At 67.9% G+C, this 380-nt stretch carries 1 protein-coding gene; it reads left to right on the top strand.

Annotation, left to right across the window (positions count from 1 at the left end; all coding sequences use genetic code 11):
• Positions 1 to 380 (top strand): tripartite tricarboxylate transporter substrate-binding protein (locus G4D87_RS38760; RefSeq protein ID WP_275902344.1); only part of this gene is annotated, 380 nt, incomplete at both ends.

Raw genomic sequence — 380 nt, 5'->3', positions numbered from 1 at the left:
GTCATGGTGGGCGGCATCATCACCGGCAAGCCGCCCGTGAACCTGTCGCAGGCCACCCCGATCGCGCGCCTGACGAGCGAGTACAACGTGTTCGTGCTGCCCGCCAACTCGCCGTTCAAGTCGATGGCCGAGGTGATCGCCCAGCTCAAGAAGGACCCGGGCAGCGTGAAGTGGGGCGGCGGCTCGCGCGGCTCCACCGAGCACATCGCGGCCGCGATGATCGCGCGCGAAGTGGGCGTGGACCCGGCCAAGATCAACTACGTGGCGTTCCGTGGGGGCGGCGAGGCGATCGCGGCCATCCTGGGCGGCAACGTGACCATCGGCGGCGGCGGCTACAGCGAGATGGCCGAATACATCAACACCAAGAAGATGGTGCCGGT

This window comes from Myxococcus vastator, from assembly GCF_010894475.1.
In the GTDB taxonomy this organism is placed as follows: domain Bacteria; phylum Myxococcota; class Myxococcia; order Myxococcales; family Myxococcaceae; genus Myxococcus; species Myxococcus vastator.
Note: the sequence above shows the minus strand (reverse complement) of the source record. Positions and strands in the feature narration are given on the sequence as shown.